At 72.4% G+C, this 6,907-nt stretch carries 6 protein-coding genes and 3 pseudogenes; all 9 read right to left on the reverse strand.

The window, feature by feature from the left end; all coding sequences use genetic code 11:
- Positions 1 to 318: pseudogene (locus tag DT057_RS05280) on the reverse strand (hypothetical protein); the annotation flags it as partial.
- A gap of 29 nt (positions 319 to 347) precedes the next feature.
- Positions 348 to 560 carry a hypothetical protein gene (locus tag DT057_RS05285; RefSeq protein WP_128561064.1) on the reverse strand — a complete coding sequence of 71 codons (213 nt, stop codon included), beginning with the start codon at positions 558 to 560 and terminating at the stop codon, positions 348 to 350.
- Positions 561 to 618: 58 nt separating this feature from the next.
- Positions 619 to 1,632 carry a formate dehydrogenase subunit gamma gene (locus DT057_RS05290; RefSeq protein ID WP_128561065.1) on the reverse strand — a complete coding sequence of 338 codons (1,014 nt, stop codon included), beginning with the start codon at positions 1,630 to 1,632 and terminating at the stop codon, positions 619 to 621.
- A gap of 117 nt (positions 1,633 to 1,749) precedes the next feature.
- Positions 1,750 to 1,984: pseudogene (locus tag DT057_RS36535) on the reverse strand (formate dehydrogenase); the annotation flags it as partial.
- A gap of 1 nt (position 1,985) precedes the next feature.
- A pseudogene (locus tag DT057_RS36540) lies at positions 1,986 to 2,311 on the reverse strand (4Fe-4S binding protein); the annotation flags it as partial.
- A 14-nt stretch (positions 2,312 to 2,325) separates the two neighbouring features.
- The gene (locus tag DT057_RS05300; protein WP_128561066.1) at positions 2,326 to 5,268 is read right to left on the reverse strand and encodes a formate dehydrogenase subunit alpha; all 2,943 of its coding nucleotides are present in this window, start codon (positions 5,266 to 5,268) and stop codon (positions 2,326 to 2,328) included.
- Between the two features lie 7 nt (positions 5,269 to 5,275).
- Positions 5,276 to 5,488, reverse strand: coding sequence for a formate dehydrogenase (locus DT057_RS05305; RefSeq protein WP_128561067.1), 213 nt, complete (start codon positions 5,486 to 5,488; stop codon positions 5,276 to 5,278).
- 67 nt (positions 5,489 to 5,555) lie between these two features.
- Complete coding sequence (locus DT057_RS05310; protein ID WP_128561068.1) at positions 5,556 to 6,158, reverse strand: TorD/DmsD family molecular chaperone; 603 nt, start codon at positions 6,156 to 6,158, stop codon at positions 5,556 to 5,558.
- A 146-nt stretch (positions 6,159 to 6,304) separates the two neighbouring features.
- On the reverse strand, positions 6,305 to 6,907 hold a 603-nt coding region (locus DT057_RS05315), incomplete at its 5' end, for a DUF3306 domain-containing protein (protein WP_128561069.1).

Genomic DNA, 6,907 nt, shown 5'->3' on the forward strand with positions numbered 1-6,907 from the left:
GGCCTGGCCCTGCCCCTGCGGCCCGGAGGCGCCGGGACCCGCCTGCGGGACGGGCCCGCTGAGGCCGGATTTCTGCTGGGCCTCGCCGGCGGCGGAGGAGGGCTGCGGCGGGCCGCTGCCCTGCGCGGCGGGGGCCTGCACGGCGACGTTGGGCTGCGCGGCCGGGCCGCCCGCGGGCGCGTCGGCCGGCTTCGGGCGCACGAAGGCGACGAGCTCCCGGCAGAGATCGACCGGCCCGGAGGCGCCGCCCTGCGCCTCGGCGAGGGCCGGCAGCAGCGCGAGGGCGGCCGCGAGGCCGACGAGGCGGGTGGGCGTCATGACGTCCTCCAGGGTGGGGCGGGGCGGGCTCACGACCCGGGAGCGTCCGCCTTGTGGCCCGCGCCGGGCTCCTTGATGTCGCCGGTCCAGCGCGGGCCGACGAGGTTCGTGCCGGGGTTCGACACCCGGGCCCCGGAGGTCGCGAAGGCCTGGTAGGCGAACCGCTGGCTCTCGCCGAGCACGAAGCTCGCCGCGACGGCCAGCACCACGGCCATCGCCACGGCCACCACGAAGGCTCTCATCGTCCCCTCCTCACGCCGCCGTCCGACCACGCGCGGGCCGCGCGACACCGCCGGACCACTACTCCGCCGGAACCTGGCCGCGCCCGAGCTGCGGCCCGCTTGCGGTCTTGGCCTGCTCCTTCTCGACCCAGAGGTCGTGGTGGGCCCGCGCCCAGGCGAGGTCGACCTCGCCGCTGCCCATGGCGTCGTAGGCGCCCTCCATGCCGAGGGTGCCGATGTAGATGTGGGCCAGGATGCCGGCGATGAACACGACGCCGATCAGCGAGTGGACCACCTGCATGACCTGCATGCCGTTGATGTCGGTCGCCGCGAACGGGAACAGCATCATCAGGCCCGTGGCGCTCATCAGGAGGCCGAAGCCGACCACCATCCAGAACACCATCTTCTGCCCGGCGTTGAAGCGGGCGGCGCTCGGATGGGCGTCGCCCAGGAAGCCGCCGCCCTGCTTCAGCCAGATCCAGTCGATCTTGCCCGGGATGTTGTCCTTGATCCACAGCACCAGCATGAACAGCACGCCCAGCATGAACGGCCAGGCGAGGTAGACGTGCGCGTACTTGCCCCATTGCGCCAGGGCCGCGAAGGCGTCGGGGCCGATCAAGGGCATCAGCAGGCGCTTGCCGAAGATGTAGTTGAGGCCCGTGAGCGCCAGCACGATGAAGCAGGTCGCCGTCATCCAGTGGGCGAAGCGCTCGAAGGCGTTGAAGCGCAGGATCTTTCGGCCCGATTCCTCGCTGTGCTCGAGCCGGATGCGCCCGCGCGTGAAGTAGAACACGCCGAGCGCGCCCAGCATGCCGAGCACCGCGAGGGCGCCGATCCAGGGCATCCAGGATTCGTGAAAGCTGCGCCACTCCCGCCCCTGCGGCTGGATCAGGTTGGCGGCGGTCTGGTTCGGGATCGAGATGCGCCCGCCGATCTTCGGCGCCTGCCGGAACAGCAGGTCCTCGTTCACCGAGGACGCCGTCGGGTCCGGGGCGCCGTCCGGCGCCCGCACCTGCGCCAGGGCCGGCGCCGCGACCGCCAGGGCCGCCGCCAGCAGGGTCATGTGGGCGATGTGGGTCAGTCTGCGCCGCATGGGCCCCTGTCTCCCTCCCTCGGCACCGGGTCGGCCGCGTGGGCCCCGGCGCCCGGGATCAATCGATGCGCGGATCGGGGGGCGCCGCGCCGACGGGCGGCGCCCCGGCGGCGCGGCTCAGAGCGCGATGGTCTCGCGGTAGGCCGTCTTCCAGCCCCAGGCACCGGAGCCGTAGCCGCGCTTCACCACGCGCTCCTTGTAGATCTGGGCGATGATCTCGCCGTCGCCGGCGAGCAGCGCCTTGGTCGAGCACATCTCGGCGCAGAGCGGCAGCTTGCCCTCGGCGAGGCGGTTCGAGCCGTACTTCTCGTACTCGGCGACCGAGAGGTCGACCTCGGGGCCGCCCGAGCAGNTTCCCGACGCGGGGATATTGCGGCGCCCCGAACGGGCAGGCGTAGAAGCAGTAGCCGCAGCCGATGCACAGGTCCTTGGAGTGCAGCACCACGGCGTCGGCCGTGGTGTAGAAGCAGTTCACCGGGCACACGGCGGCGCAGGGCGCGTCCGTGCAGTGCATGCAGGCCATGGAGACGGAGCGCTCCCCCGGCTTGCCGTCGTTGAGCGTGATCACGCGCCGGCGGTTGATGCCCCAGGGCACCTCGTGCTCGTTCTTGCAGGCCGTGACGCAGGCGTTGCACTCGATGCAGCGGTCGGCGTCGCAGAGGAACTTCATTCGCGCCATGATGGTGGCCTCCTTCAGGCCGCCCGGATCTGACAGAGGGTCACCTTGGTCTCCTGCATGCCCGTCACGGGGTCGAAGCCGTAGGTGGTGACGGTGTTCACGCTCTCGCCCAGCACCACGGGATCGGCGCCCTTCGGGTAGAACCCGCGCATGTCCCGGCCCTGGTACCAGCCGGAGAAGTGGAACGGCATCCAGGCCACGCCCCGGGCGACCCGGTCGGTCACCAGGGCCTTCACCTTGGCCTGCGCGGCATTCTCGGGGCCGGAGACCCAGACGAACTGCCCGTCCTTGATGCCGCGCTCGGCGGCGTCCTGGGTGTTGACCTCGACGAACATGTCCTGCTGGAGCTCGGCCAGCCAGGGGTTCGAGCGCGTCTCCTCGCCGCCGCCCTCATACTCCACGAGGCGCCCCGACGACAGGATGATCGGGAAGTCCCGGGCGATGCCCTTGTCCACGGCGGCCTTCTGCACCGAGAAGCCGATGTTGGGCATCCGGAACTGGCGCTCGTCGGGCCGGGTCGGGTACTTCGCCACGAGGTCGGGCCGGGGCGAGTAGACCGGCTCGCGGTGCACCGGCACCGGATCCGGCAGGTTCCAGGCGTTGGCCCGGGCCTTGCCGTTGCCGAACGGGGTCACGCCGTGCTCCAGGCAGACCCGCTGGATGCCCCCCGAGAGGTCGGTGGCCCAGCTCACGGCGTCGGGGTTGGCGCCGCCGATCCGCGCGATGGTGGCGAGTTCGTCGGCGGTCAGGTCCTTGTCCCAGCCGAGCTTCCGGAACACCCCGAGGGTGAACTCGGGATAGCCGTCCGTGAGGTCCGACCCGGCCGAGAACGAATCCTCGGCGAGCAGGGTCTGGCCGTTGCGCTCGGTGCCGAAGCGGGCCCGGAAGGTGCTGCCGCCGTCCTTCACGTGCAGGCTCGTGTTGTAGAGGATGTGGCTGCCCGGATGGCGGAGCTCGGGCTTGCCCCAGCAGGGCCAGGGCAGGCCGTAATAGTCGCCTCCCACCTCCGGGTCGTCCTTGGGCGCGCGCAGGGTCACGAGGTCGAACTTGTGCTGGTTCCTCATGTGCGCCTGGAGGCGCTCGGGGCTCTGGCCGCAATAGCCCGTCGACCAGCCGCCGCGGTTGATCTCCCGCAAGAGGTCCTCGGCCGAGGGCACGCCGTCCACGATCCGGATGTTCTTGAACAGCGTGTCGGCGAAGCCGAGCTTCGTCGCCAGCCGGTAGACCACCTCGTAGTCGCTCTTCGACTCGAAGGCGGGCTTCACGATCTGCTCGCCCCATTGCAGCGAGCGGTTCGAGGCCGTGCGCGAGCCGTCCATCTCCAGCGAGGTGCAGATCGGCAGCAGGTAGGTGTTGTCGCGCCGGGCGTCCATCGCCGCGAAGGTGGTCGGGTGCGGGTCGGCGACGACGAGCAGCTCGAGGCCCGCGACGCCCTTCACGGCCTCCGGCATGCGGGTGACGGTGTTGCCGCCGTGGCCGAACACCATCATGGCCTTGAGGGTGGTGCGCTGGTCGACCTGGTCGGCCGGCAGGGTCACGGCGTCGAACCACCGGGTCGAGGTCAGGCCCGGCGTCTCCATGTTCTCCTTGCGCGAGCGCGCCTTGCGCCCGGCCGCGGCCGGCACCTCGTCGAAGCGCGACTGCAGCCAGTCGTACTCGACCTCCCAGACCCGGGCCCAGTGCTTCCACCCGCCCTCGACCAGCCCGTAGTAGAGGGGCAGCGTCGTCACGTCGAGGCCGAGGTCGGTGGCGCCCTGGACGTTGGTGTGGCCGCGGAAGATGTTGGCGCCCGTGCCCGGTTTGCCGATGTTGCCGGTGGCCAGGCACAGGATGCAGAGCGCCCGCACGTTGGCGGTGCCGACCGTGTGCTGGGTCGCGCCCATGCACCAGATCAGCGTCGCGGGCTTCTCCTTGGCGAACAGCTCGGCCACGCGCCTGAGCTGCTCACCCGGCACGCCGGAGACCCGCTCGACCTCGTCGGGCGTCCACTTGGCCACCTCCTTGCGCACGTCCTCCATGGCGTAGACGCGCTGGCGGATGAAGTCCTTGTCCTCCCAGCCGTTCTCGAAGATGTGCCAGAGCAGGCCCCAGATCACCGGGATGTCGGTGCCGGCGCGGATGCGGACGTACTCGTTGGCGTGGGCGGCCGTGCGGGTGAAGCGCGGATCGATGACGATCATGTTGGCGCGGTTGATCTCCTTGCCCGAGAGCACGTGCTGCATGGAGATCGGGTGCGCCTCGGCGGGGTTGCCGCCGAGGATGATCATCGTCTTGGCGTTGCGGATGTCGTTGTAGGAGTTGGTCTGGGCGCCGTAGCCCCAGGTGTTGGCGACGCCCGCCACCGTGGTCGAGTGGCAGATGCGGGCCTGGTGGTCGACGTTGTTGGTGCCCCAGAACGCCCCGAGCTTGCGGAACAGGTAGGAGGCCTCGTTGGTGAACTTGGCCGAGCCGAGCCAGTAGACCGAATCCGCGCCCGACTTCGCGCGGATCGCCTGCAGCTTGTCGCCGATCTCCGCGATGGCCTGGTCCCAGGAGATGCGCTGCCACTCGCCGTTGGCGAGCTTCATCGGGTAGCGCAGGCGCCGGTCGCTGTGGACGAGCTCGCGGATGGCCGCGCCCTTGGCGCAGTGGGTGCCGCGGTTGATCGGGCTCGACCAGGACGGCTCCTGGCCGACCCAGACCCCGTTCACGACCTCGGCGGTGACCGTGCAGCCGACGGAGCAGTGGGTGCAGACGTTCTTGCGGATCGTCGTCTCGGGCCCGGACGCCGAGGCGCCGGCCGCCTGCGCGGGCCGGACCGACCCGAGCCGGACGGCGCCGAGGGCCGCGAGCCCGCCCGCCGCGAGGCCGGATTTCCGCAGGAAGCCGCGGCGGTCGAGGGTGTGGGCGCCGAGCCCCGCGGCGAGGGCCTGGTGCGTCGCGCGGCTCGCCGTGCCGCTCCTGCGCTTGGTCAGCATGGCGGTCTCACTTCTTCAGCGTCTCGTAGCCGTTGGTCCGGTAGAAGGCCTTCACGTGGTCGCTCTCGCGGTAGCGGCCCTTCGTCTCCTGGGAGCCGGGATCGTAGGCCTTCGCCGGCGTGGCGGTGAGGGGCGCGGCGAGGACCGCCGCCGCCGTGCCGCCGCCGAGGGTGCGGAAGAACTGCCGCCGCCCGACCCGATTGCTCTCGTCCTGCCGCATCACGGCCCTCCTCTCCCGGCGCGCCTACCCGGCGCGCCCGACCCTGCCCCGTCGTCCCGGCCGTCCCTCACGCATCCATGCCGAAGGCCTCCGCCTCGATCACCACGAACGTCTCCCCCAGGGCACCCACCGCCCGGTAGAAGGGCGTGGCCGCCTCGCGGGCGACGTCCTCGAAGAAACGCGCGATCCACGGTTTCAGGTGCCGGTCGAAGAAGCGGCGATCCGTCCCGGCCGCCGCGGCGAGGCGCCCGCCCGCGAGCCCGGCCATCACCTCGAGCAGGATGGCGGCGTGGTCCTCCGGCTCGCTCACGGCCGGGTCGCGCTCGATGCCGAGGGCTTCGAGATCCTGGCGCACCCGCGCCAGGGGCCGCTCGTTGAGGAAGCCCGTGAGGTAGTAGGAGGCGTAGGGCAGGATCGCGCCGCGCCCGACCCCGACGAACAGCGCGAAATAGTCGCGGCTCACGGCCGCGGCCTCCGCCTCCGCGGCGGCCCGGCCGAGGGCCGCGTGCGCCCGCCCGAGGGGGCTCGCGTCGCCGTCGAGGGCGCGCAGCGCGGCCAGGAGCGCGGCGTCCGGGGCGCGGCCGAGGACGGCCGCCAGGAGGTCGTACTCGCGGGCGCGCAGCACGTCGATCTCGTCGATCCCATCACCCGCGCGTGCCGCGTCGCTCATCGTCTCACGCATGGCCGGAGCGCGAACCTCGGACTCCCACGCAACCGCGTCCATCTCCCGCCCTCTCGCGGCACTCGCCCGCCGCGCCTCCCCGGAGCGCCACCATAGGGATTGATGCATCGCGTGCAATTCTACTTTTTAATACGTCAAATCGGGATCGCCCCGCCGTGACGTCGCGGCCGGAGCGGGGCGGGATCCCCCGGCTCCGCCAGCGCCGGTTCCGCGGCGGCCGGCAGGGCGGGAGGATCCGCCTCGGCGGCGCCTGCCCCACGGGACGGCGCCTCGCCCTCGGCCGGGGGCGCCGCGCCGGGGCGCGGTTCCGGCGCTTCAGGGCCGGCAACGGGCGCCGGGAGGGCGGGCTCCGGCGCGGCCTCGCCGCTCGGGGGCTCCGGCGGGCCCTCGCCGAAGACCCGCCTCACCATCGCCTCGACGTCGTCGGTCGGCAGCAGCCCTCCCGAGCCCGGGACGCCGCCCGGGGTGTTCCAGTCGTAGGCGTACTCGCAGGCCTCGCCGACGTAGTCGCGGATCGCCGGATCGAGGGACCACATCCGGCGCAGGGCCGCGTTCCTGACGGCCGGCGGCACCCCGGCACGGAGGAACTGCGCCAGGTCCGTGGCGGGCGTCAGGGCGTCGAGGGACGGGAGGGGCGCGCTCGCCCCGGCCGGTGCCGCGCCGCGCCCGTCCGCCAGCCCGCCGGGCTCCGCCGGTCGCCTGCCGGGCTCCGCCGGCAGGCGGCCGGGTTCCGCGCC

Origin of the sequence: Methylobacterium crusticola, assembly GCF_003574465.1 — a bacterium.
GTDB lineage: Bacteria > Pseudomonadota > Alphaproteobacteria > Rhizobiales > Beijerinckiaceae > Methylobacterium > Methylobacterium crusticola.